Origin of the sequence: Chryseobacterium sp. CFS2 (assembly GCF_036543225.1) — a bacterium.
In the GTDB taxonomy this organism is placed as follows: Bacteria; Bacteroidota; Bacteroidia; order Flavobacteriales; family Weeksellaceae; genus Chryseobacterium; species Chryseobacterium culicis_A.
Map to the genome: position 1 here is coordinate 41,874 of NZ_JAZHQU010000014.1, position 26,020 is coordinate 67,893.

Sequence of the window (26,020 nt, forward strand, 5' to 3'; positions counted from 1 at the left end):
AAATAGAGTTAATTGTATAAAAAAACAGCCTCAGATTTTTCTAAGGCTGTTTTGTATGTTGCAGTTCCATTGTAAAATAAAACTGATGAATCAATGTTTTTTCTATCCGTGCAATTGCTTCCAGATAGCATCTTTAAGCTCCATAAGGCCTTCTCCGGTAACTCCTGAGAAGAACAAAGGCTGCTTGTTTTCAGGAAACTCTGCTGCAATTTCTTTCTTCAGCTCATCATCCAAAAGATCAGATTTTGAAACAGAAACAATAAAGTCTTTATCCAAAAGTTCAGGATTGTATTCTTTCAATTCATTCTCCAGAATTTTAAACTCCTGGAAATGATTTTCAGAATCAGAAGGAATTAAAAATAGCAAGATAGAGTTTCTTTCAATATGTCTCAGAAATCTGTGTCCTAATCCTTTTCCTTCTGCTGCTCCTTCAATAATCCCCGGAATATCAGCCATTACAAAAGATTTGTAATTTCTGTAATCTACAATTCCAAGATTAGGAGTCAGAGTGGTAAAGGCGTAATTGGCAATTTTTGGTTTTGCTGCAGAAACAGATGCTAAAAGTGTAGATTTTCCAGCGTTTGGAAATCCAACAAGTCCTACATCGGCCAAAATTTTAAGCTCGAAGACCACATAGCCTTCTTCACCATCCATTCCGGGTTGAGCATATCTTGGAGTCTGATTGGTAGAAGATTTGAAAAATTCATTTCCTCTTCCACCTTTACCTCCTTGCATCAGAATTATTTCCTGCTTGTCATCAAGGATTTCTCCGATAATTTCACCTTCTTCATTTTTAGCGATAGTCCCAATGGGAACATCGATATAAATATCAGAACCGTCAGCTCCTGTCAGCTGGTTTTTTGCTCCGTTTTCACCTCGTTCTGCTTTTATGTGACGGGTGTATCGAAGTGGAAGCAAAGTCCATTCATTAGCATTTCCTCTCATGATGACGTGTCCGCCACGACCTCCGTCGCCACCGTCAGGACCACCTTTAGGAATATACTTTTCACGGCGAAGGTGGGCAGAACCAGCACCTCCGTGTCCGCTTTTACAATGGATCTTTACGTAATCTACAAAGTTAGACATATAGTTTGTGTTGCGAGTTGCAGGCTACGGGACGAAATTTTCTATCCCGCACCCGTATCCCGATTATTTAATTTTCTCTACCTCAGCGAAAAGTTTTTGGGAAATCTCATCAATTTCTCCAACACCGTTTACCTCTACATATTTACCCTGCTGCTTATAAAGCTCGGCAACTTCTGCTGTTTTAGTATAATATTCTTTAATTCTGTTTTCGATGATCTCTACATTGCTGTCGTCTGATCTTCCGCTGGTTTCTCCTCTTTTAAGAAGTCTTTCAACCAAAATTTTATCCTCTACTACCAATGAAAGACAGATGTCAATATCGTCATTCAATACATCTTTAACGATGGTTTCCAAAGCTTCTGTCTGAGCAGTTGTTCTTGGATATCCGTCAAAAATAAAACCATTGGTATCAGTAGGTTTTTTGATCTCGTCGATCAGCATATCTGTTGTTACCTGATCCGGAACCAATTCTCCCTTATCGATGTATGACTTAGCCAGTTTTCCAAGTTCAGTGTCATTTTTCATATTGTATCTGAAAAGATCACCTGTTGAAACCTGTTTTAAATTGAATTTTTCGATTAGATTCTGAGCTTGTGTTCCTTTTCCACTTCCTGGAGGGCCGAACAGAACAATGTTTATCATAATGTTGATACGCTTCCAGCCGTTAGTGATACACTGTTGGCTTTTAGCTTTTTTAAGTTAATATTTTACTTTTATTTCGATTAAGTTTAAAGCTAACAGCCAATAGCCAGTAGCTAATGACAATAATTAATGGTTGATTTGTCCGTCTTCCAATTGATATAAATTAGGTAGGTTTCTTCCCAATTCATCATAATCAAGGCCGTATCCAAGTACAAATTTGTTTGGAATTTCCATTCCGATATAATCCAGCTTGAAATCCTTTTTGTAAATCTCAGGTTTCAGTAAGAAACTAGCCAGCTTTACAGATTTAGGACGTTGTGTTTCCTTAAAATATTTGAAAAGACTTTCAACCGTATTTCCTGTATCTACGATGTCTTCTACAAGAATAATGTGACGGTCTCTTACATCTTTAGTCAGCTCCATTTTCTGATAAACAATCCCTGTAGATTCAGTTCCAACATAAGAACTCATTTGAATGAAGGCAATTTCGCATTCCCCCGGGTAATATTTTAAAAGATCTGAGAAGAACATTACCACCCCATTTAAAACACCAATGAAAACAGGTACTTCATCTTTGTAATCTTCATAAATTCTTAACGCTGTCTCTTTTACAATTTCCTGAATTTCGGCATCCTTTAAATAAGGAACGAAAGTTTTGTCGTGAACTTTAATGCTTTCCATAAAATTTTTAGTAGGAGGCAAAGTTACGGATTTTTGATTAAAATACTTTCCTGTTTTTATCAGTTTGAAAAGTTTGGTGGTTTCAGGACTGTAGAATTGAATAATGAGATGAAGTCTGTTTAAATCATAATAAGGGTGAGCTTTTTGATGAGATAGAAAGGTATAGCTTCAAAAAAAGGATTTTGAAAATGATTCAGAAAAATAAGTGTTTAAAAAAGGAGTGTAAGAAGGGATGATAAATGTCCTGATTATTGACGAAAATTGAATGTTCTCAAAAATTACTATCTTTGTTCTTTCAAAACCCAAAATACAGACATGTAGGATATCATTTCTTTCAGATTCAATAAGACGGTAACAAAGATGTTGCTGGTGTTCAACCATTATTAAGAAAGAAATCATGATTTTACTGCAAAATATATCCTTTGGGTTTCCGGGAGGAAATCTTCTATTTAATCATATCAATTTAACAATACAGTCTCACACCAAATCAGCTTTGGTGGGAAGCAACGGCATGGGGAAATCAACCCTGTTGAAAATGATTGCTGGCGAAATACAGCCTTTAAACGGGAATATCAATATCCATGGTGATATTTTTTATGTTCCTCAGATGTTCGGGAACTTTAATCATCTTAGCATTGCTGAATGTCTGAAAATTGATCAGAAACTTCACGCTCTCCAAAAAATCACCGAAGGAGAGGTGGATGAAATTTATTTTGAAATTCTCAATGACGATTGGGATATTGAAGAGCGTTGCCAGCAGGCATTGGAACATTGGAACCTCGATAATTTTGAATTAACTCAAAAGCTGGAAGGCTTGAGTGGCGGTCAGAAAACCAAGGTCTTTCTTGCCGGAATTGAGATCAGCCAACCTGATAGTATCATATTGGATGAACCTACCAACCATCTGGATCTTGAGGGAAGGAAGCTCCTGTATGATCTTATTGACAAAACAGATGCAACAGTTGTTATTGTAAGCCACGATCGCACATTGCTCAACCTCGTAGATGGCATATTTGAGTTAAGTAATCAGGGAATTGCATCTTATGGAGGGAACTACGATTTCTATGCTCAGCAAAAAGAAGTGGAGGAGGAAGCTTTGCATAATGATATTCATTCGAAAGAAAGAGCTCTGAAAAAAGCAAAAGAAAAGGAAAGGGAAACCCTGGAACGAAAACAAAAGCTGGATGCAAGAGGTAAAGGAAAGCAGGAAAAATCAGGAGTAGCGAGGATTATGATGAATACGCTTCGTAATAATGCTGAAAAAAACAGTTCAAAACTGAAAAGTGTACACGCTGAGAAAATCAGTGGTATTTCTGATGATTTGAGAGACCTGCGTTACTCTTTAAAAAATTCGGATCAGATGAAAGTGAATTTTAATGATTCCAATCTGCATTCAGGAAAAATACTTGTGGCTGCTGAAGCTATTAACTTCAATTATGGAAAGGAAAAACTCTGGAAAGAAAATATCAGCCTTGAGTTGCGAAGCGGCGATAGAATCTCAGTTAAAGGTTCCAATGGCTCCGGAAAAACTACGCTGATCAAACTTCTGCTGGGAAATAGTAAGCCTTCGGAAGGGAAAATAACAAGGGCAGAATTCAACAGTATTTATATCGATCAGGAATATTCTCTGATTGATCATGATTCAACACTTTATGACTTTGTTCAGACCTTCAATGACAGTGCATTACAGGAATCTGAAGTGAAAACATTATTGTCAAGATTTTTGTTTTGGAAAGATACCTGGGACAAGAAATGTGGAATGCTGAGTGGAGGTGAACGTTTGCGGTTACTTCTTTGCGGACTTTCCATCAGCAATAAAGCACCAGATATGATTATTCTTGATGAACCTACCAATAACCTGGATCTGCAAAATGTAGAAATTCTCACTAATTCTATCAAAGATTATCGCGGAACTCTGCTAGTGATTTCGCATGATGAAGTTTTCCTGAAAGAGATTGGTGTGAATAGTGAGGTTTTGTTGGATTAAGAACTGTATTCATACTTTGTCATTCCGTAGGAATCTAAATATTATGAGGTTTCTGCGAAAGGCTAATTATTTGTTTTCTGCGAATGAATAATGTAGTTGGTATTCAATAGGGGCGGGCTTTAGCCCGTCTTTAAATATAGAATAAGAATCCATTGGCTTTAGCCAAAACCTATCATAAAAATAAAAACCTGGAAATTAATTTCCAGGTTTTTATTTTTATGAATTATTTCTTCGTTTTCTTAATCGCATCCAGATAAATCTTTTCTTTTATAAGTTCTTCTATAGTCACAGGTATTGATTTTTTTCAGTGTCCTAAATTAACAATTCCTTTTCAAGTCCCAGTCATTGCGAGTAAAGCGAAGCAATCTCTATATAGGCTGTTTTATTTTATCCAAAATAATATCCATCTTCTGTTGCAGTTCATAATCACCTGAAAGCTCAATCAGAGGAGTGTTCATCCCGGACAGCCATTCCAAATGGGATTTTAAAGTTCTGTTCGCAATACCGGTATTGTGATCGTAGTCTTTAGCCCAATCCATAAACTCCTGGAATTTTTGGGCTCTTTTCGGACTGGTAATGATTTCATCACCATATCTTTCGTATTCCCTTTCTCTCAGTCTTTCCATTCTGAGTTCAGAAGGCAGATAGAGAAATATAATCAGATCGAATGCCGGAAATACATTGTCGCCCCAATGAATGATTGAACCTCCAAAAATCCAGCTGTCTGTGGAGTGAAGTTTATCTGAAACAGCCGCGTTTCTTATTTCAGGATCTTGTCTTTCTGTAAAGGGACTTGATGTGGTAAGCCAGAAAAAATCATCACTGTCTAAGTATTCAATATGGAGTTCCTCAGACAATGCCTTCCCTAATGTTGTAACTCCGGAACCGGAAGCTCCGAAAATATGTATTCTCATGGTTTTTAATTTTATAAAATCTGCGGGAATTTTTAATGTTTTGAAATCCAATGATCAATTTCATCCAACACCTGCTCACGTATTTCCTCATTCAAAATTTCATGACGCATTTCTGGATAGATCTTCATATCCACATGCTGAAAACCGTCAGCCTTTAAGTTGTTGACGGTATGCATTACCCCTTTTCCAAAATCACCAATCGGATCATTCTGTCCACTTACAAATAAAAAAGGAAATGACTTTGAAATAGAAGATGCCCAGTTTCTCGCTGTAGCCTTTTTATAAATAGTAAATAAAGTATAAAAAGCATTATGAGTAAACGGAATCCCGCAAAGCTCATCCTGTTCAAAAGCTTTTCTGTTGTTAGGATTTATACTGAGCCAGCTGGTATCACTGAAATCTTTATCGTTTTTAAAATGCTTGTTATTGACACTTGTAAAAACAGAATTCAAAAAAGTATGGTGACGTGGGGCGATGGCATTGGTTAATGATAAATAAGCTCTCAATAGATCTATTCCTGGTAAAGGCCCGCCGGTTCCCATAATGACAGCTCCTGCAAACTTATTGCTAGCCTTTTGAAGGAGACAACGGGTGATAAAAGATCCCATAGAATGTCCCATAATAAAATGAGGAACCTCCGGAAACTGCTCTGCTAGATGATCTGCCATCATTTCTGCATCTGCAACAAGCCTTTCATCCGGTTTTTCAAGCTGGAAGAAGCCAATCTCTTTTTTCTCATTGACAGATTTTCCGTGTCCCAAATGGTCATACGTCAATACAGCAATCCCATGAGCTGCAAAATATTCTGCAATCTCTGTGTATCTTCCACTGTGTTCCTGCATGCCGTGAACGATCAGTAAGGTGGCTTTTGCTGTTTCCGGGGAGAACAGGGTGTGGAAAAGCTGGGAGTTGTTGTTTATTTTCGATGGTAAGTATGCTGATGTTTTAGATATTGGCATAAGAACTTGTTTAGATGCTAATCAAAGATACAAGATAATCAAAGTTGGTCAATTTTTACTTTTCCTTCAACATAATCTATGATGTTCTTAATGAAATTATTAAGATTGTTATTATTTAAATATTTTATGGCATTTAATATATCCTTAAAATCCCAATTTAATTTTTCATCTTTGGCTTCGATGTTTAAAGCCAATAATTTATCTTTTACATTATCTATATTATACTCATTTAAATTGTTAAGAATTTCATTTATAATAGATAATAGTTTATAAATTAATTGACTTCTTTCAGAGATTATTCTATTAGAATATGTATTGTTAAACTCATCAATAGATTTTCGCAAAATAATTAAAGATTCAAAGTGATTAAGCAAATCAGCTTCATTTTCCGGATTTTCAGTGATTTTTTTACCTGTTATTTCAAAGCATTGTTCGTAACAATATTTTGCTAAATCATAAAATTCTCGTATATTAAAAAATTGACCACTTGAAAAGAAAAAGTTTTCTGAATTTATTTTTAAAAATCCGCTTTGCAAAGTTTGTATAGGATTTCCTTTATTTGAACGTTTCTCAATAAATGCTTTATAAATATAAAGAGAAGAAGATAAAGGATTAGTATTAATACCATTTCCTAAAATTTCTAATGCTTCTTCTGTCTTTCCAATTTTATCTTTTAACTCAGCTGTTTTTATATAACATTCTTCAATTTTGTAATTTTCATCAATTAACTTTTGTAAAATATCAATGGAATCTTGTTCTCTATTTATATGTTCAAGATAATATGCCTTAGATAAGTTAAAGTAATTTGAAATTTCAGGATTATTTTCTTTAAATTCATTTATTGCTTTATCGTAATATAATAGAACCTCACCTTCTCTGTTTTCGTTCTTTAAAAAATTAATTAATTCTGTGTAATATGATGCTTTTTTACTATCAATTGAAATTAATTTCTTGTAATCTTCAATTACTTTCTCAATACTATTCAATTTAATTAGTAATTTAATCCTATTGTTTAAATAGAGAACACTTTTATCATCAATCTCTATTGCTCTATCAAAATAATCTAAAGCTTTTAGATAATTTTCTTTATCTTGATATCTTAGAGCAACATTATTTAATGCTGAAGAATTTTTAGGGAATAATTCAAGATGTTTTTCATAATTTGAAATTGATTTTTCAATGTCATTTATTAAATTGTATTGAAAACCTAAATACCAATAAGCGTTGTTATGATTAGGAGCTTTCTCAATTACTTTTTCAAACATTTGAATTGCTTCCCGATGCATTTTCTTTTCAGCTAATATTTTCGCTTTAGAAAACAAAATCTCTGGATCATCGGGAATACTTACATTTTCAAAGAACTCAAGTCTTTTTTCTAATATTTCAATTGTTTTATTATTTTGTTCTTCAATTGAAATATTTTGTATTTCTTCAGATTTTTTTGATACAATATCTTTAACTTTTGAAGTTTCTAATTCAATGTCATTTAATAGTTTGTCTTTGAAAAGTTGTATGATTTTATCATATTCAGTTTGTAGTAAATTTTTCTTGTCTTCAATAACAGAATCAAAATCTGTCTTTTTGTTATTTACATATTTTTTTGCTTCTTCTAAAGTTTTGATAGCTTCTTTGGTTTTTCTTTGTGACTTTAAGCTTTCAAAACCAATATAAATTCCCGATAAGGCAATAAGTACACCAAAAATAGAAGCTATTATACCAGTAAAAGTGAGATAATTATTTAGCCTGTCATTTGTTTGCTGATATTGAATAGTTAAATTGTTAAAATCTTTTTTTAATATTTCATATTCTATTTTTTGAGCAGTATTTTCCTTTTTTATTTCATTTATTTCTTTTTGAAAGTTATTATTAGCTTGCGAATAAATATTATTTATGGAAAAAAATAATAAGATAAGAATTGTTTTAAAAGTGTATTTGGTTATCATTTTTAATTTTTGTCAATAATCAAATATATATAAAAAATCTATTATTTAATTATGGGAAACCATAATGATTTCCACCCTCCCCCAAAATAAAATCCACCTAGAATTTGCTCACCCAATTTTTTAAAAGTAATTTTGCACGAATCTAAAAACAAAAGTAAAATATGTCAACTTATGTAGTTGTAGGTCTTCAGTACGGAGATGAAGGCAAAGGAAAGATCACGGATGTTTTATCAGCAAAATCGGACTATGTAGTACGTTTCCAGGGTGGAGACAACGCTGGTCACACGGTTTATGTGGGTGAAGAAAAATTCGTTTTGCACCTTCTTCCTTCAGGAGTTCTTCAATGCAAAGGGAAATGTATCATTGCGAACGGAGTAGTGGTAAACCCTAAATCTTTTATTAGAGAAGTTGGTCAGATCGAGAGCAAAGGCTTGAGAACAGATCATATCTTTATCAGCAGAAGAGCGCATGTAATCATGCCTTACCACATCCTTTTGGATACTTACCGTGAAGAGGAACACGGAGGAACACAAATCGGAACTACCAAAAAAGGAATCGGACCTTGTTATGAAGATAAAATTGCAAGAGTCGGGATTAGAATGGTAGACCTGTTAAATCCTGAAATTTTAAGAGATAAAATCGAGAAAAACTTAAAAGTTAAAAATTCTCTTTTTGAAAAATATTACGGAAAACCAACTTTAGACGTTGAAGAAATCTATAATGAATATTTAGAAATCGGAAAACAACTTCAGGATAGAATCGTTGATACTGAATTAGAGCTGAACGAAGCAATCAGAGATGGTAAAAACGTTTTATTCGAAGGAGCACAGGCATTAATGCTTGATATCGACTTCGGAACGTATCCATACGTAACTTCATCTTCTCCATCTACAGGAGGTGTTTGTTCAGGAGCTGGTGTTCCGCCAACTGCACTTCAGAACTTAATTGGTGTGGCAAAAGCATACTGTACAAGAGTAGGAAACGGACCTTTCCCTTCTGAATTGGATAACGAACTGGGTGAAAAAATCAGACAGATCGGTGGTGAATTCGGAGCGACTACAGGTAGACCAAGAAGAACAGGTTGGTTAGACCTTGTTTCTTTAAAGCATGCTTGTATGATCAATGGTATCAACAACCTTGTAATCACTAAGCTTGACGTTCTTACAGGAATTGAAAACCTGAAAGTGGTAACACACTACAAAACTGAAGACGGGAAAATTATTGATTATTTCACTTCTTCAACAGAAAAGCTATACAATTACGAGCCAATCTACCAGGATTTACCAGGTTGGAACGAAGATATTACAAAAGCAAGAAGCTATGATGAACTTCCTGATACTGCTCAGAAATACATCGAGTTTATTGAGAAATATTTAGGAATCAATGTATACTTAGTTTCTGTAGGTCCTGAAAGAAGTCAGAACATCATCAGAAAAGAATTATTCTAATATTTTTAGACTAAAAATAACAAAGAGACTATCATTGGATAGTCTCTTTTTTTGTTTAAAGTTTACTTTACCGGTTTGTTAATCAATCCTTGTCAAGGTTTTAAACCTTGACAAGGATGTTAGGGAGCTGATCAATTAAGAGAGGATTCCAGTTTTGAATTTTTGTATACTTTTGTTTTAGTAGAAAAATATAAATAAGAAAAATAATGGAAGAGAATAAAATACCCCAGCGTTTTCTGAACAATATAGTGATCAGTTTATATCTTACAATGGTATATTCTGTTTTAATTATTGTTTATTTAGGATTACCATTCAATGTGAGTTCAGATTTTTTGCTGATCTTTTTTATTGTCTGCAGTTTGCTTTTTAGCATAGGAGCAATCTATTTTGCCGCTAAAAGCTATTCGAAAACAAAGATCAGCTCTATCATTTTGATTATTATTAATACGCTTGGATTACTGATACCGCTTGCTCTTCTTTTAATGCTTATATGATTTCTTTACTAGGCTATTAATCTGTTATTTCTGTTTTTCTGTTCTTATTTATTTTTATGAAAACTGTAGGGTTTATCTCTATAAATTTTCTATTTATAAATGTTAAAATTTAAACATTGTCATAAAACTTTCTAATATTATGTTGTTTTGGTAAAATTTTGGCAAATGTTTTGATATTACAACAGTGCTTATCGATAAGAGCTAACAAAACTAATAATCACAATTTTTAACAGTTTAAATAGTAGTAGTGATGAAACAACATAACCAAAATCAGGAATTTCGTTTTAACGAAGTCCTGTTCGAGCACCGCAATAAGGACTATGGTGCCTATGCATTAAGAAACGAATCAGATAGAATATTAACTAAAGCACTTTTCATAGGAGCAAGTTTAATGGCAGCAGTATCCATTACACCATTTGTGATCTCTGCATTCAAACCTGTAGAAACTCCTACAGGAACCATTTATAATCTTCCGCATGTGATTGATATTCAGGATGTAGAAAGACCGAAAGATCCACCTGTACAAATTGTAAAACCCATTCCGCCAGCTCCTGCTGTAAAGACATATGATAACACATTGCCGGAACCTAAAGCAACAGTTACCAATGAAAAACAAGTAGAGGATAAAATAAACGCGGTAGCAAGTACACAGACATCAGAAGGTAAGGAAACTCCAAATACTGCCTATATTCCGATTGTTCCAAGAGTTATCGGAGGTGATGGGCCGCCTACAGTAAAGGCTGATCCTGTAGTTGAAAAAACAGACCCTTCAGTAATTGATAGAGATCCTAGCGTAGAAGCTAGCTTTGCAGGAGGAATAGACTCCTTCAGAAATAAAGTAATGAACAGCTTCGACGGCTCAGGAGTCGAATCAGAAGATGTTGTAAAAACGACAGTTACCTTTATTGTAGAAATGGACGGAACCATCTCAGGGGTAAAAGCTAACGGAACCAACGCCGATTTTAATAATGAGGCAATGAGAACAATTAAAATGATTTCCAATAAAGGAAAATGGATTCCCGCCAAAAACAAAAAAGGAGAATACGTAAGAAGTTATTTCAAATTTCCCATCTCCATGAAATTTGATAATTAATACGGAAAAGTAAATTTCAAATAGTTATCCACAAAGAATTTTTTTTGTGGATAATTTTTTTTATTGTTAAATTGCTTATTAACAATATTTTAACTCAATTTTGATTTTCCCCACTTACCGAGAGCAAAGAAAAAAGTGTATTTTTGAAACTTAAAGTTCTAATAATGGCAAAAATCATAGGTATTGCTAATCAAAAAGGAGGGGTGGGTAAAACTACCACCGCTGTAAATTTAGCAGCAGCATTAGGAGTATTGGAAAAAAGAATATTAATCATTGACGCTGACCCTCAGGCGAATGCAACTTCCGGCCTGGGTGTGGAAGATGTTCAGTATTCTACATATAATCTACTGGAGCACAGTGCAGATACAAGAGTTTGTATCAAAAGAACGGCAACTCCAAACCTTGATATTATTCCGTCACATATCGATCTGGTAGCTGCGGAAATCGAATTGGTAGACAAGGAAGACCGTGAATATATGCTGAAGAAAGCATTAGCTACAGTAAGAGATGATTATGACTATATTATCATCGATTGTGCACCGAGTTTAGGTCTTATTACAGTCAATGCGCTTACGGCAGCAGATTCTGTAATCATTCCGATTCAATGTGAATATTTTGCATTAGAAGGACTGGGGAAACTTTTGAATACTGTTAAAAATGTTCAGAAGATCCACAATAAAGATCTTGGAATTGAAGGTCTTCTTTTAACAATGTATGACAGCCGATTGAGATTATCCAATCAGGTTGTGGAAGAAGTGAATCTACACTTCCCGGAAATGGTTTTTGAAACCATTATCAGCAGAAATGTAAGATTGAGTGAAGCACCAAGTTTTGGAGAAAGTATCCTGAATTATGATGCAGAAAGTAAAGGAGCAATTCAGTATATTCAGTTAGCTGAAGAAGTTCTTTTAAAGAATGAAAACTTAATAAAGAATTAAATTAATAATAAATGGCCAATAGGTGAATGCTAGGCATCACTTATCAAACATCATTTATCAATTATATCTATGAAGGATAAAAAAAGAGCTATGGGACGCGGCTTGGGCGCCATTTTAAGTGCAGAATCCAAAGCAACGATCAACTCCGCTACTGATGAGGGAGCAGATAAGTTTGTGGGAAATATTGTAGAAGTTGCGCTTGAAGATATCTATCCGAACCCGACGCAGCCGAGAACTTATTTTGATGAAAAAGCATTAAACGAACTTGCACAGTCGATCAAAAATCTGGGTGTAATCCAGCCGATTACTCTGAGAAAAGACGGTGAAAGGTTTGAAATTATTTCCGGGGAAAGACGTTACAGAGCAACGAAAATTGCAGGGTTAACTACAATTCCTGCCTATATCCGTTTAGTCAATGATCAGGAGCTTCTTGAGATGGCTCTTGTTGAAAATATCCAGAGAGAAGATCTTGATGCTATCGAAATTGCTTTGACTTATCATAGGCTTTTAGAAGAGATCGGTCTTACTCAGGAAACACTGAGCCAGAGAGTAGGGAAGGACAGAAGTACCATCACCAATTCCATCAGATTATTAAGGCTGAACCCGGATATTCAGAATGCCATCAGAAGTGGTGAAATTTCTGCAGGACACGGAAGAGCTATTATCAGTCTTGAAAGTGAAGAAGATCAGCAGATTCTGTTTGATCTGATTATCAAAGAAAAATTAAACGTTCGTCAGGCAGAGCAGGCTGCTGCTGCATTGAAGAACCCAAAGTCTCCCGCTGCAAAAAAAGCAAAAGTGGAACTTTCCAATAACTATAAAAAAGCCCAGAAGACCATCGCTGATATCTTAGAGGTAAAAGTGGAAATCAAAGCTTCTGGAAATGGTAAAAAAGGTAAAATTGTTCTGGACTTCAAAAACGAAGAAGAGCTGGAATATATTTTATCCCATATTAAATAAATGAAGAAAATATTTTTCACATTTTTCTTGTGTATTGCTGCACTGGCCTCTTCACAAGTAAAACCTATTGATACCGTTCGGATGCAGACTCCTCCGAAAGAGGAATCACGTTTAGTGAAGCCGAGTAAGACGGAGGCAAAGATTATTGAAGATCTTGAAAAAGCAAATGGCCCCACGGTGAAAACGATAAAACTTAATCCTACCAGAGCAGGATTGTATTCTGCAGTTTTACCCGGGTTAGGACAGTTTTATAATAAAAAGTACTGGAAAATTCCCATTGTATGGGGAGCGGTAGGAGCAGGAGTCGGTATTGCTGTATGGAATGATAACCAATACAAAAAATATCGTGAATATTACGTAGCAAAACTGAATGGTACGCCTAATGAATTTGTAGACAGTCACCCGTGGCTGGACAAAAAAGCTTTGGGAAATGCTCAGGACAGAGCCAAAAGACAAAGGGATTATGCCATCGCCATTACAGGGTTGATCTATATTCTGAATATTGTAGATGCCGTAGTTGATGCTCACCTTTACGAAAGCCGTCATGACCCGGATTTGGTTTTTAAACCATCAGTAATCCAGGATCAGTATGGATATAGTGCTCCAAAAACAGGATTCAGTTTAAGTTACAGATTTTAAAATATAACATACCTGCAGAAAGATCTGAAGATTGAATGCAGGAGTAAAAAAATAAAAAGATCATATGAAAATAGCATTAGTGGGTTATGGTAAAATGGGTAAGATCATTGATGAGATCGCACAGAAGAGAGGTCATGAAGTTGTTGCCCGCCTGAAGGAAACCCCAACTGCTGAGAATCTTAATAATCCGGATGTTGTGATTGAATTCTCATTACCGGAAGTAGCATTTGAAAACATTAAAGCTTGTCTTGAAAATAAAATTCCGGTGATTTGCGGAACTACAGGATGGCTGGATCAAAAAGATGAAATAGAAAAATTAGCTGTAGATAACGGTACAGCTTTCTTATATGGTTCCAACTTCAGTTTAGGAGTGAATTTATTTTTTGCCTTAAACGAAAAGCTTGCCGATCTGATGAAAAATGTAGATGAATACTCTTGTCAGTTAGAGGAAATTCACCATATCCATAAAAAAGATGCTCCAAGTGGAACGGCTATTTCTATTGCTGAAGGGATCATCCAAAACAACCCGAAATTTGATGCATGGAAACTGGAAGAAACAGAAGGTAAACAGCTTGGGATTTTCGCAGTACGTGAAGATGAAGTACCGGGAACTCACAGCGTGTATTACAGAAGCGAAGTAGACGAAATCGAAATCAAACATACTGCTTTCAACAGAAACGGTTTTGCATTGGGAGCTGTAGTCGCTGCTGAATGGATTAAAGATAAAAAAGGAAACTTCGCAATGAAAGATGTTTTGGGACTTTAATTTGTAACAAATTCTGTAAATTGCAGACCAATAAAACAGAAAATGATGAATAGTGAATTGTAAACAGCGGACTGCTTTTATCATTTATTGCTCATCATTTTATCATTTATATCTTAAGAATAGGCACAAAAATTTATGAATTATTTTTTAACTTATACAGTATATGTCCTCATACTATCCGTATTGATGGGGATTTCATCTTGGAAACTGTTCAAGAAAATGGGCTATAGCCCTTTATTTGCTTTTATCCCTTTTTACAACTATTTCATCATTCTGAAAGAAACAAAACACCCGAAATGGTGGGCAATTCTTTCTTACCTTCCGATAGTAGGGCCCATTATGATGTCTGTTTTTCACCTTTATCTAGTGAAAAAATTCGGGAAAACACTTTTCAAAGATCAGATTCTTACCGTAATCCTTCCATTTATTTATATGGCAGTGATTAACTATTCTAAAGATGTAGAGTTAGAAGATGAAAATGCCAACGAGCTATTTCTTACAGATGAAGAGAAAAATGATAAAAAGAAAGATACATTCATTGGTTCAATTACCTTTGCAGTAGTTTTTGCAACCATCATCCACGTTTTTGTAACACAGCCATTCGGAATCCCTACAGGATCTATGGAAAGAACATTACTGGTGGGTGACTTCCTTTTTGTTAACAAATGGAGCTACGGATACAGACTTCCGATGCGTCCGGTAGCTATACCTTTCCTTCAGGGAACAATTATGGATACAGGACAGAAAGGCAATCCGAAAGATGATCCCAAATCTTATGTAGATGGAGTAAAACTTCCTTACACAAGAATTTTACAATTCAACAAACCACAGAAAAATGATGTAGTAGTTTTCAACTATCCTCAGGATTCTGTACATACTGCAATTGATAGAAAAGATCCTTATGTAAAAAGATGTGTGGCTGCAGCAGGTGACACTTTTGAAATGAGAGCCGGAAGACTTTTTGTAAATGGAAAACCGGAAACTGTTTTAGGTGATCAGGAAGTACAGCACAGATATATTGTCACTACAGATGCTCAATTAGATATCCCTACTTTATATAAAGCGTATGGATTTTTACCGGTTCAGGAGGTTCAACAAAATAGTGGAGGTTTCCTTTATGGGTTTCAGGGTTTAACGGATAAAACGGCTAAGGAAATTAAAGAACTTCCTCATGTTATTGATATGAAGGAAGAGGTTTCAACAAAAGGTGAAGCTGCAGTATATTACAGAGACGAAGCTAAAACTAAAATTGATACAACACAATCGATCTTCCCAATCAACAAACCTTGGAATCAGGATTGGTATGGCCCGGTTAGAATTCCTAAAAAAGGAGATGTTGTAGCCATTAATCAGGAAACACTTCCAATGTATCAGTGGATTATTTCTGAATATGAACACAACAGCTTAGAGAAAAAGAACGGAAAAGTTTTCATCAACGGAAAAGAAGCCAGCCAATATACTATTCAACAGGATTATTATATGATGGTAGGAGACAACAGGGATGCTTCACTAGATGCAAGATTCTTTGGTTTTGTTCCGGAAGAAAATATTGTTGGAAAGCCAATGTTCACATGGATGAGCCTTCAGGGTGCTTTTGCTGACAGCAGTTCTACGTATCAGGCGCCATTCAAAATCCGTTGGGAAAGAATGTTCAAAGCAACCAATACAGGAGAAGCCAATAAAACCTCTTACTGGTGGATTGCAGCGATGATTCTGATCCTGTTCTTCGGATGGGAGTATTTCATGAAATTATTCGGAAAGAAAAAAACTGAAGACGACTAACAGAAAAATTAAACTTAAAATAGAATGAAGTATTTGAAAAAATACTTCATTTTTGTATTATGAATATGAAGAACGTATTATTACCGGCATTTTATATGCCACCAATTTCATGGTTTTCAGTGTTTTTAAATCCTGAGAGTGAAATTGTACTGGAACAGTTTGAAAACTTTCCCAAACAGACTTATAGAAACAGAGCCAACATCTATGGAGCCAACGGGAAATTGTCATTAATAATCCCTATCAATCATAACGGAAAAAGAGAATATAAAGATGTTGAAATCTCTTACCGTGAAGACTGGAGAACGCTTCATTGGAAATCCATCAAAACAGCGTATCAGAGCTCTCCGTATTTCGAATATTATGAAGATAAATTCAGAAAAATATTTGACCTTAAAGAAAAGTTCCTTCTTGACTTTAACCTTAAAGGGATAGAAGTAATCCAACAGATACTGAAAACAGAAAAGGCACACTCTTTGAATGAAGAATATATCAAAAATCCTGAAAGTATCAATTTCAGAGAAAAGTTTTCGGCAAAGCTTCCTTCAGAATTTCAGATGGAAGACTATTACCAGACGTTTTCTGATAAATTAGGATTTTTGGAAGACCTTTCGGTTATTGACCTTATTTGTAATAAAGGTCCGGAATCACTGGTGTATATAAAAAATATAAAACAATTATAGCATACCATCGCTATTAAGGAAATATTTAGCATAGAACACATGAAGGTGGCGATTGGGATATGTCTTTAAAAAATTAAATATCAAAATATGAAAAAGGTATTATTAGCTGCAGTTTTTTTAGCAGGCTTTAATTTCTCTTTTGCACAGGAGTCTAAAGCTAAAAGTATTGATCCAAACGAAGATAAAGATCTGATGACATGGTATCATAAAGATTTTGCAACTTCAAAAGTATATGGAGTAAATACGGCAAATGCTTATAAATACTTAGAATCTAAAGGATTGAAGCCTAAAACTGTTGTAGTAGGAGTTCTGGATAGTGGAGTACAGGTAGATCATCCCGGATTGGTAAAGAACTTATGGTCAAACCCTAATGAAATTCCTGGAAACGGTAAAGATGATGATGGAAACGGATATATTGATGATGTACACGGATGGAACTTTATAGGAGGTAAAAACGGTGATATCGATATCGATAATATGGAGGTAACAAGAGTTGTTGCTAAATATAAGCCTGTTTTCGAAGGAAACGATTCCACAAAGAACAAAGCCAATCAGGCTAAAATGAAGGATGAGTTTGATATGTATATGAAGGCCAAAGATATGTTCAATAAAAAAAGTATCGAGGCAAAACAAAGCTTTCAGACCTATTCTATGCTAAACGAGCTGATTCCTAATATGGTAAAATTATTGGGAGGGAAGCCTGTGACTGCAGAAACAATTTCAGCTATTAAAGCCCCAACAGATCAGAGAGATGCTATTGCCCTGGATTTCTTGGGACAAATCTCTCAAAGTCCGGAATTCAAAGGAAAATCTGCAGAGGAATTTGAAAAGAAGATGAAGGAGGAGATGAAAGAAGCAATCGATCATTTTGCGCCTGCAGCAAAACAATATGACCTTTCCTATGATCCAAGAAAAGAAATCGTGGGTGATAACTATGATGACTATTCTGAAAAAATCTACGGAAATAATCACTATGAAGGAGCAGACGCAGAACACGGAACCCACGTAGCAGGAATCATTGCCGGATTGCCACAAGGAAAAGAAGTTCAGTACGGAGTAGCCTCGAAAGTTGCTAAAATCATGTCTGTAAGAACTGTTCCGAATGGAGATGAAAGAGACAAAGACGTTGCTAATGCTATCAGATATGCCGTTGATAACGGAGCAAAAGTACTAAACATGAGCTTCGGAAAACCTGTTTCTCCAGGTAAGGATGTTGTTTGGGATGCTTTTAAATATGCCGAAGATAAAGGGGTGCTTTTAGTGAAAGCAGCTGGAAATGAAAATGAAGATGTAGCAGAACATTTGGCATATCCTACCAACTTTAAAAACGTTACTGATGAAAAGCCATTTGTAAGCAACGTTCTTGTGGTAGGGGCAAGTACCAATAAAAACAATGCCTTGAGAGCCGATTTTTCTAATTATAATAAGAAAATGGTAAATGTTTTTGCTCCGGGAGAAGAAATTTATTCTACTGTTCCTAAAAATCAATATAAATACCTTCAGGGTACTTCTATGGCTTCACCTGTAGTTGCCGGAGGAGCAGTTGTTTTATTAGCTTATATGCCAGATCTGAAGCCTTATCAGATCATTGAAGCGCTTGTAAAAAGCAGTAACCCAAGTACAGCAGATGGATTTGGAGACCAATCCCAGGCGGGTGGAGTGATCGACCTGAAAAAAGCTGCAGAATACGCTTATACCAATTTCTACAAAGGTAGTAAGCCGTCAAGTAATACCAAGCCTTCGAAATCCGTAAAAAAGGCTGTTAAAAAATAATTTATCTCCCTGTGTTTAAGGAGAAATCATAAAGAGTCCGAATTTTTTCGGACTTTTTATTTTTTATTTTAAATTTTGGCACGGTTTTTTGTAACTTTATAGTAACAAAATAATAAACAACAAAATGAAAAAGTTACTACTTGCAGGGATGTTGGGAACATCACTTTTTGCAGTTTCGTGTTCCTCTGTTAACAAAGCAGCTACATCTCAAAATCAAAGAGCAGATTTCCTGAAAATAAAAGGAGACTGGCAGATTGTGAGCATAGATTATGATAAAGGTTATAAAATTAAACCTTTTGACGAAGGCGCAGACGCACAGTGCTTCGTAGGAAGCCACTGGAGATTGATTCCTAATAACTGGACAGGAGCGTATACTTTAAACGGAGGTGGAGACTGCCCGGCAATTACACAGCCTATCAAATTTGAAGTAAAAGGCGGTAATACATTTATGTTTAAAAAAATTGCTTCAGGTACAAAAGCAAAACAAAATACAGCGGGGTACAGCCTTACTCTGATCAATCAGACTACAGATCAGTTTTCGCTTGAGCAAGATGTTCCTTTTGAAGGAGGTAATGTAAAAGTAGTTTACAACTTCCAGAGAGCAGGAATGAAATAATTTATCAACATAAAAGATCAAAAAAAATGAAATTTACAAAAACATACGTAGGAGCTCTTTTCTTGTCATCAGCATTATTATTGACAAGTTGTGAAGCCGTTCAGAATTCAAATCACCAACAAAGAGGTACAGCCGTAGGTGTTGCTTCAGGAGCAGTACTGGGAGGTATCCTTGGTAATAATGTAGGTAAAGGAGGAAACGGTGCTATTGGTGCTGTATTAGGAGGTATTATCGGAGGTGTTGCTGGTAACGTTATCGGTAACAAAATGGATAAGCAGGCAAAAGATATTAAAGAAACTTTACCAGGTGCTCAGGTAGAAAGAGTAGGAGACGGTATTAAAGTAACAATGAATGAAAGTATTGTTAACTTCGCTTTTGACTCTTCAAACCTTACTTCGGTAGCCCAAACAAACCTTGATAAATTAGCTGAAGTATTGGCTAATAACCCAGATACAAATATCAATATCTATGGTTACACAGACAGCAAAGGTGCGGATGCTTATAACCTTAAACTTTCTCAGAGAAGAGCTGATGCTGTGAAAGCATATTTATCAGGAAAAGGAATTGCATCAAACAGAATGTTTACAAAAGGTGAAGGAGAAGCAATGCCTGTAGCAAGCAACGATACTGATGAAGGAAGAGCTAAAAACAGAAGAGTAGAGTTTGCTATTACTGCCAATGAAAAAATGATTAACGACGCCAAACAAGGCCAATAGTTAATTTAATATATAAATATTTTCGTAAAAGACCGCCCCGGCGGTTTTTTTTGTATTTTTATGCTAGAAACTTTGAATTTATTATTTTTGTATTTGAAATAACATAAATGAAGAAATATTTAAAGCTGCTCCGTGTGGAGCAATGGGTGAAAAACCTTTTTGTATTTGTCCCTCTGTTCTTTTCAGGTAATATTACCAATATAGATCTGCTTCTCAAAAGCATTTTTGCATTTGTTATATTTTCGCTTGCTGCCAGTGTGGTGTATATCCTGAATGATTATAATGATATTGAAGCAGACAAAAAACATCCTGAAAAAAGGAGAAGACCTTTGGCGAGTGGAGCTATTTCAAAATCAAAAGCCATAGGAATTCTTATCGGTCTTATTGTTGCAGATATTGCTCTTGTATTCTTTACCAAACTTTATTTCCATGAGCTACTCTGGAAATTTGCAATCATCATAGGGTTTTATGTGGTAATGAATCTTGCCTATACTTTTAGGCTTAAACATGTTCCTATCATTGATATTTTTATTATTGCCATAGGATTTGTATTGCGTGTACTGGCTGGAGGTTATATTACCGGAATCAGTATTTCGCAATGGGCGATTCTGTTAACGTTTGTGTTGGCATTAGTACTGGCTATCGGGAAAAGAAGAGGAGAGCTTATCAATGCTCAGGTTTCAGGAAAAACAAGAAAAGCTCTGGATGGATATAACGTTCAGTTTGCCGATATTGCCTTATCCATTTCTATTACGTTAGCTATTATTTGCTATCTGATGTTTACACTGTCTCCGGAAGTTCAGGAAAGATTTCATGAACGGGTTTTCTATACGGTGATTTTCGTTGTGTTCGCATTGTTAAGATATCTTCAGCAGACATTGGTTTATAACAGGACAGAATCTCCTACAAAAATTGTTTACAGAGACCGTTATATACAGGTTACTCTGTTGCTTTGGGTAGTTGCATTTTTAATTCAAATTTATTTTAAGAAATGAAGCCTAATTTCATACAGAAAGTTACAAACTGGGGAAACTTTCCCATAGTAGAGAAGGAAATGAGATCCGAGGACAGTTTCAGAAAAATAAAAGAATTTGTACTCAATCACAACGAAGTTATTGCAAGAGGGAATGGAAGATGTTACGGAGATGCTTCGCTGGGAGAATCTATATTTTCAACAAAAAAATTAAATAAGTTCATCAATTTTGACCGCTTGAACGGGATCATAGAATGTGAATCCGGAGTACTGCTTTCCGATGTACTGGAAATAGCTGTTCCGCAAGGATATTTTCTGTATGTAACTCCCGGGACAAAATTTGTATCAGTAGGAGGTGCTATTGCTTCCGATGTTCATGGAAAAAATCATCATGCAGAAGGATGTTTTTCAGAATATGTGATTGAATTTAAGCTAATGACTGAGAACGGGGAAATTATTACCTGTTCCAGAGAAGAAAATTCAGAAAAGTTTTGGGCTACCATTGGAGGAATGGGACTTACCGGTATCATTCTTACAGCGAAATTTAAACTTAAAAATATAGAATCTGCATACATTCGTCAGGAAAGTATAAAAGCAGACAATCTGGATGAAATATTTAAACTGTTTGAAGAAAGTGAAAACTGGACCTATACGGTGGCCTGGATTGATTGTCTTCAGAAAGGGAAAAATATTGGTAGAAGTATTTTGATGAGAGGAGAGCACGCTTTTCAGCATGAACTTCCACAGAGCTTTTCAAAAACACCCCTACGGTTGAAGAAAAAATTACAGCCTACAGTTCCTTTTTATTTTCCGGGATTTGTACTGAATGCCCTCACTGTTAAAATATTCAACTGGCTCTACTATAAAAAACAGTCTAAAAAAGAAGTGAAAAACTTTATCGACTATGAGACGTTTTTCTATCCTTTGGATGCCATCACAGATTGGAATAAGATCTACGGGAAATCCGGTTTTATACAGTACCAGATGGTGATTCCTAAAGAAACCGGAAAAGAAGGAATGAAAAGAATTCTTGAAACGATAGCCAATAGCGGGAACGGATCATTCTTAGCGGTTTTAAAACTTTTTGGAAAGAACAATCCTCAGGCCTACAACTCATTCCCTGTGGAAGGGTATACACTGGCTCTGGATTTTAAAGTCAATTCAAAACTGAAAAAACTGGTAGATCAGCTTGATGCTATTGTTCAGGAGTTTGGAGGAAGAATTTATCTTACCAAAGACAGCATGAGCAGATCATCATTGACCAGCTACCTGAAAAATATTCAAAATCCTAAATTTGTGTCTTTACAGCACAAAAGAATCATAAATAATAACTCATAATGATAGTTCTGGGAAGTACATCTGAAGTGGCACAGGCTTTTGTGGAAAAAGCACTTCAGGAAGGAGAAAAGTTTGAAAAAATCTATCTTTTTACCTCAAATAAAGAAACTACAGAGCGTTTTGCTAGACATATTGATGTAAAGTTTCTGCAGCAGGCGGAAGTCATTGAACTGGATCTGACGAAAGAAATTGATTACAATAGATTTGATAATATCAATTCAAATGTATTATTTTGTGCCGTAGGATATTTAGGTGATGGAACAGAAGAAGGATTGTATGATAATCGAAATACAGAACGTATCATCGACATCAATTATTCGAAACTGGTTCCTGTGATGAATTATTTTGCCCATAAGTTTGAAAACAGAAGATCCGGAACGATCATCGGGCTTTCATCCGTGGCAGGAGACAGAGGAAGACAGAGTAATTTTATCTATGGAAGCGCAAAAGCAGCTTTTACAGCGTATCTGAGTGGTTTAAGAAACTATCTTTTTGATAAAAAAGTACATGTTCTTACCATAAAACCAGGGTTTATGGCCACTAAGATGACAGAAGGACTTCCTTTGAATCCGAAGTTGACAGCAACTCCCAAACAGGCCGCTGCCTGTATTTATAAAGCCTTCAAAAAGGAGAAAAACGTGGCATATGTTTTGCCGGTTTGGAGTGTTATTATGATGATTATCAGGAATATTCCTGAGTTTATATTCAAAAAATTAAAGCTTTAAAAAAATGAAAAAATTGTATTGTTTTGATTTTGACGGAACCTTGACGTATAAAGATACCATGTTTATGTATCTTAAATTTTATGATTCTACAAAATACCGTATACAATTTTTAAGACATGTACCTCTGTTTATTCTGCTGAAACTGAAACTGGCCGAAACGGAAAAAGTAAAAAAAAGCTTTATCGGTTCCATTTTAAGAGGACAGACTCAGCAAAAAATCGAACAGAAATCTAAACAGTTTTTTGAACAGCATTATCCTAAGATAGTGAGGGAAAATGCGTTAGACTTTATAAAAAATATCGATAGGAATAATACACAAAGTTTATTGGTAACTGCGTCATTAGATATCTGGGTAAAACCTTTCGCTGATGAACTGAAAATGCAGCTTGTTTCTACGCGGGCAGAGTTTAAGAACGGGATTTTCACAGGAAATTTTGTAGGAAAAAATTGCAACGGGAAAGAAAAACTGGTAAGAATTAAAGCAGAAATCAACGATTCTAAGTACGATAAAATTATTGCATTTGGGGATACTTCAGGAGATCGGCCAATGTTGAAATGGGCAAATGAGGGACATTACCAATTTTTTCATTAATTTTGGGAGATAAAATTGTAAAAAATGAAAAGCCTGTTAATAGCATGTGCAGTAATTTTTATGAGCTGTGCAAGCACTTCAAATCAGAAATCTTCTGCTGTACAGGAAAATACGGAACTTCTTGTCTCTGAATCTCAGGGAGGAGCTGAGGCGCCCGGCTTTAAAATCATTAAAGACGAAACAGATTTTCGTACTATTATTAAAGGAAGTTTTGGAATTGCAGACCTGGGAAATGAATCGTATATCAAATACCCGCAGTTTCCGAAAAACAAAAAAGTCGTTTTATACAATTTGGGAACCTTCAGATCAGGGAGCCATAAAATTGAAGAGATCAAAAGCATATCTGTGAAAAACCAGATTCTGTATGTAGAAGTTCCGGCCGGAGAACCCTCAGGCGGAATGGAAATTCAGGTGATCTCCAGCCCTTGGTTTATTTTTACTGTTCCTGCAGATTACAAGTTTACCTCCGTAGAATTAAAATATTCAAAATAATAATGGATAAAGTATATTTAGATAATGCCGCAACCACTCCGCTTGCAGAAGAAGTTATAGATGCAATGGTTGGCACTATGAAAATGAATTTCGGAAACCCGTCTTCAACACACAGTTTTGGTCAGGAAGCAAAAATCCTTATTGAAAATGTAAGAAGACAGGTTGCAGACTATCTTCATGTAAGTCCTGCTGAAATCATTTTCACTTCCTGTGGTACCGAATCAAACAACATGATCATCAAATCCTCGGTAGAACATCTGGGAGTAGAAAGAATCATCAGCTCTCCTCTGGAACATAAATGCGTTTCTGAAAGTATTCTGGATATGAAAAGCAGAAAAGGAGTAGAAGTGAACTACATCCGTCCCAATGAAAAAGGAGATATTGATCTTGCTAAATTAGAAGAGCTTTTAAAAGCTTCAGATAAAAAAACACTGGTAAGCTTAATGCATGCCAATAACGAAATCGGAAATATCATCAACCTTAAACAGGTTGCCCAACTGTGCAAAGAACATCATGCGCTTTTCCACTCAGATACTGTACAGACCATGGCTCATATGAACCTTGACTTTTCAGATATCCCCGTAGATTTTGCATCCTGCAGTGCCCACAAATTTCACGGACCAAAAGGAGCTGGGTTTGCATTTATCAGAAAAGCAACAGGTTTAAAAGGAATTATTACCGGAGGACCTCAGGAAAGAAGCCTTAGAGCCGGAACTGAAAATGTTTGCGGTATTGTAGGGTTAGGTAAGGCATTAGAGCTTTCCCTAAATCATATGGAGGATTATACCCACCATATGCAGGATATCAAAGATTATGCAATTGAAAGACTTTCTGCAGAAATAAATGGGATTAAATTCAACGGAAGAAGTGCTGAAAAGGAAAACAGCCTTTATACCGTTTTAAGTGCTTTATTGCCTTATAAAAATCCATTAATAGGGCTTCAACTGGACATGAAAGGAATTGCAATCTCTCAGGGAAGTGCATGCTCATCAGGAGCATCAAAACCTTCAATGGTAATGATGATGGTGCTTTCTGAGGACGAAATGGATCACTGTACACCATTACGTATCTCTTTCAGCCATATGACGACCAAAGCGGAGATTGATACATTAGTCAATGCCTTGAAAGAAATTTCAAGCGATTACACTATAGAAAAAACTAATGTTGAGCATAGATAGTCTTGTGCTCTAAAAATCGTAATTTTGAACATCCAATAAAGGATTAAAAGAAAAATAATATTAATTAAAATAAAAGAGACAAAAAATGGCTTTAGAAATTACAGACAGCTCATTTCAGGATACGGTTTTAAAATCAGATAAACCGGTATTAGTAGACTTCTGGGCAGTATGGTGTGGACCTTGCAGAACTTTAGGACCAATCATCGAAGAAGTAGCATCAGATTTTGAAGGTAAAGCAGTAGTTGGGAAAGTAGATGTAGACAACAACCAAGAGATTTCTATGCAGTATGGTATTAGAAATATTCCTACAGTTCTTATTTTTAAGAATGGAGAAGTAGTTGATAAATTAGTAGGTGTAGCTCCAAAAGAGGTAATCGCTGAAAAATTAAGCGCTCACTTATAAAAAAAATAAGTTTGATAATGAACGCCTTCCAGCATTGGGAGGCATTTTTTTTAAAATAATTTGCAGATAACAAAAAAAGTTGTAATTTTGCAACCACGAAAAAGAAACGACGTTCTTTAAAATAATGATCCGGTAGTTCAGCTGGTTAGAATGCCGCCCTGTCACGGCGGAGGTCGCGGGTTCGAGTCCCGTCCGGATCGCA

Annotated in this window: 25 protein-coding genes and 1 tRNA gene; 20 read left to right on the plus strand and 6 right to left on the minus strand. The window is 35.5% G+C overall.

Annotation, left to right across the window (positions count from 1 at the left end):
• Positions 1-102: 102 nt before the first annotated feature.
• The 3 genes from obgE to hpt all read right to left on the minus strand — a co-directional run bounded on the left by obgE (position 103) and on the right by hpt (position 2,409).
• On the minus strand, positions 103-1,086 hold the full coding sequence (gene obgE, locus ODR02_RS22970) for a GTPase ObgE (RefSeq protein ID WP_209785674.1): 984 nt from the start codon (positions 1,084-1,086) through the stop codon (positions 103-105).
• Between the two features lie 63 nt (positions 1,087-1,149).
• Positions 1,150-1,728, minus strand: a complete 579-nt coding sequence (locus ODR02_RS22975) for an adenylate kinase (protein WP_209785673.1) — start codon at positions 1,726-1,728, stop codon at positions 1,150-1,152.
• Between the two features lie 126 nt (positions 1,729-1,854).
• Positions 1,855-2,409, minus strand: a complete 555-nt coding sequence (gene hpt / locus ODR02_RS22980; RefSeq protein ID WP_047380929.1) for a hypoxanthine phosphoribosyltransferase — start codon at positions 2,407-2,409, stop codon at positions 1,855-1,857.
• Between the two features lie 397 nt (positions 2,410-2,806).
• Here hpt and ODR02_RS22985 point away from each other — a divergent pair, with 397 nt between their 5' ends.
• Positions 2,807-4,396, plus strand: coding sequence for an ABC-F family ATP-binding cassette domain-containing protein (locus ODR02_RS22985; RefSeq protein WP_309513662.1), 1,590 nt, complete (start codon positions 2,807-2,809; stop codon positions 4,394-4,396).
• A gap of 368 nt (positions 4,397-4,764) precedes the next feature.
• Here the strand turns inward: ODR02_RS22985 and ODR02_RS22990 are convergent, their stop codons facing one another.
• From ODR02_RS22990 to ODR02_RS23000, 3 genes are read right to left on the minus strand one after another with little or no spacing between them, the layout of a single operon-like run.
• Positions 4,765-5,310 (minus strand): AAA family ATPase, encoded by a 546-nt coding sequence (locus ODR02_RS22990; RefSeq protein WP_309513663.1) that lies wholly within the window; start codon positions 5,308-5,310, stop codon positions 4,765-4,767.
• Positions 5,311-5,342: 32 nt separating this feature from the next.
• Positions 5,343-6,269 (minus strand): alpha/beta fold hydrolase, encoded by a 927-nt coding sequence (locus ODR02_RS22995; RefSeq protein WP_309513664.1) that lies wholly within the window; start codon positions 6,267-6,269, stop codon positions 5,343-5,345.
• Positions 6,270-6,307: 38 nt separating this feature from the next.
• The gene (locus ODR02_RS23000) at positions 6,308-8,212 is read right to left on the minus strand and encodes a tetratricopeptide repeat protein (protein ID WP_309513665.1); all 1,905 of its coding nucleotides are present in this window, start codon (positions 8,210-8,212) and stop codon (positions 6,308-6,310) included.
• Between the two features lie 161 nt (positions 8,213-8,373).
• Here ODR02_RS23000 and ODR02_RS23005 point away from each other — a divergent pair, with 161 nt between their 5' ends.
• The 19 genes from ODR02_RS23005 (at position 8,374) to ODR02_RS23095 (ending at position 26,018) form a co-directional block, all read left to right on the plus strand.
• Entirely contained in the window at positions 8,374-9,660 is a 1,287-nt protein-coding gene (locus ODR02_RS23005; RefSeq protein ID WP_309513666.1) for an adenylosuccinate synthase, read from the plus strand.
• Positions 9,661-10,404: 744 nt separating this feature from the next.
• Positions 10,405-11,247 carry an energy transducer TonB gene (locus tag ODR02_RS23010; RefSeq protein WP_309513667.1) on the plus strand — a complete coding sequence of 281 codons (843 nt, stop codon included), beginning with the start codon at positions 10,405-10,407 and terminating at the stop codon, positions 11,245-11,247.
• A gap of 164 nt (positions 11,248-11,411) precedes the next feature.
• Complete coding sequence (locus ODR02_RS23015; protein WP_209785666.1) at positions 11,412-12,185, plus strand: ParA family protein; 774 nt, start codon at positions 11,412-11,414, stop codon at positions 12,183-12,185.
• Between the two features lie 69 nt (positions 12,186-12,254).
• On the plus strand, positions 12,255-13,145 hold the full coding sequence (locus ODR02_RS23020) for a ParB/RepB/Spo0J family partition protein (protein ID WP_209785665.1): 891 nt from the start codon (positions 12,255-12,257) through the stop codon (positions 13,143-13,145).
• Entirely contained in the window at positions 13,146-13,784 is a 639-nt protein-coding gene (locus ODR02_RS23025) for a DUF5683 domain-containing protein (RefSeq protein ID WP_105683820.1), read from the plus strand.
• Between the two features lie 64 nt (positions 13,785-13,848).
• A complete protein-coding gene (gene dapB, locus ODR02_RS23030) occupies positions 13,849-14,550 on the plus strand; it encodes a 4-hydroxy-tetrahydrodipicolinate reductase (RefSeq protein ID WP_209785663.1) in 702 nt (233 codons plus the stop codon).
• Positions 14,551-14,685: 135 nt separating this feature from the next.
• A complete protein-coding gene (gene lepB, locus ODR02_RS23035) occupies positions 14,686-16,332 on the plus strand; it encodes a signal peptidase I (RefSeq protein ID WP_105683822.1) in 1,647 nt (548 codons plus the stop codon).
• Between the two features lie 59 nt (positions 16,333-16,391).
• Positions 16,392-17,012: a WbqC family protein gene (locus ODR02_RS23040; RefSeq protein ID WP_408916192.1), complete on the plus strand. Its 621-nt coding sequence runs from the start codon at positions 16,392-16,394 to the stop codon at positions 17,010-17,012.
• Positions 17,013-17,099: 87 nt separating this feature from the next.
• Positions 17,100-18,785: a S8 family serine peptidase gene (locus ODR02_RS23045; protein WP_309513668.1), complete on the plus strand. Its 1,686-nt coding sequence runs from the start codon at positions 17,100-17,102 to the stop codon at positions 18,783-18,785.
• 124 nt (positions 18,786-18,909) lie between these two features.
• A complete protein-coding gene (locus ODR02_RS23050; protein ID WP_209785660.1) occupies positions 18,910-19,401 on the plus strand; it encodes a lipocalin family protein in 492 nt (163 codons plus the stop codon).
• 26 nt (positions 19,402-19,427) lie between these two features.
• On the plus strand, positions 19,428-20,117 hold the full coding sequence (locus ODR02_RS23055) for an OmpA family protein (protein ID WP_209785659.1): 690 nt from the start codon (positions 19,428-19,430) through the stop codon (positions 20,115-20,117).
• A gap of 107 nt (positions 20,118-20,224) precedes the next feature.
• On the plus strand, positions 20,225-21,112 hold the full coding sequence (locus ODR02_RS23060; protein WP_209785658.1) for a decaprenyl-phosphate phosphoribosyltransferase: 888 nt from the start codon (positions 20,225-20,227) through the stop codon (positions 21,110-21,112).
• Positions 21,109-22,428, plus strand: a complete 1,320-nt coding sequence (locus ODR02_RS23065) for an FAD-binding oxidoreductase (protein ID WP_105683827.1) — start codon at positions 21,109-21,111, stop codon at positions 22,426-22,428. Before ODR02_RS23060 ends, ODR02_RS23065 begins: the two co-directional genes overlap by 4 nt.
• Positions 22,428-23,153, plus strand: coding sequence for an SDR family NAD(P)-dependent oxidoreductase (locus ODR02_RS23070; RefSeq protein ID WP_309513669.1), 726 nt, complete (start codon positions 22,428-22,430; stop codon positions 23,151-23,153). Before ODR02_RS23065 ends, ODR02_RS23070 begins: the two co-directional genes overlap by 1 nt.
• Positions 23,154-23,157: 4 nt before the next feature.
• Positions 23,158-23,745 (plus strand): HAD family hydrolase, encoded by a 588-nt coding sequence (locus tag ODR02_RS23075; protein ID WP_309513670.1) that lies wholly within the window; start codon positions 23,158-23,160, stop codon positions 23,743-23,745.
• A gap of 24 nt (positions 23,746-23,769) precedes the next feature.
• Complete coding sequence (locus tag ODR02_RS23080; RefSeq protein ID WP_309513671.1) at positions 23,770-24,237, plus strand: hypothetical protein; 468 nt, start codon at positions 23,770-23,772, stop codon at positions 24,235-24,237.
• A gap of 2 nt (positions 24,238-24,239) precedes the next feature.
• Entirely contained in the window at positions 24,240-25,415 is a 1,176-nt protein-coding gene (locus tag ODR02_RS23085) for a cysteine desulfurase family protein (RefSeq protein ID WP_209785654.1), read from the plus strand.
• Positions 25,416-25,500: 85 nt separating this feature from the next.
• Positions 25,501-25,818: a thioredoxin gene (gene trxA / locus ODR02_RS23090; RefSeq protein WP_027374941.1), complete on the plus strand. Its 318-nt coding sequence runs from the start codon at positions 25,501-25,503 to the stop codon at positions 25,816-25,818.
• A gap of 126 nt (positions 25,819-25,944) precedes the next feature.
• Positions 25,945-26,018, plus strand: a tRNA-Asp gene (locus ODR02_RS23095).
• Positions 26,019-26,020 lie beyond the last annotated feature (2 nt).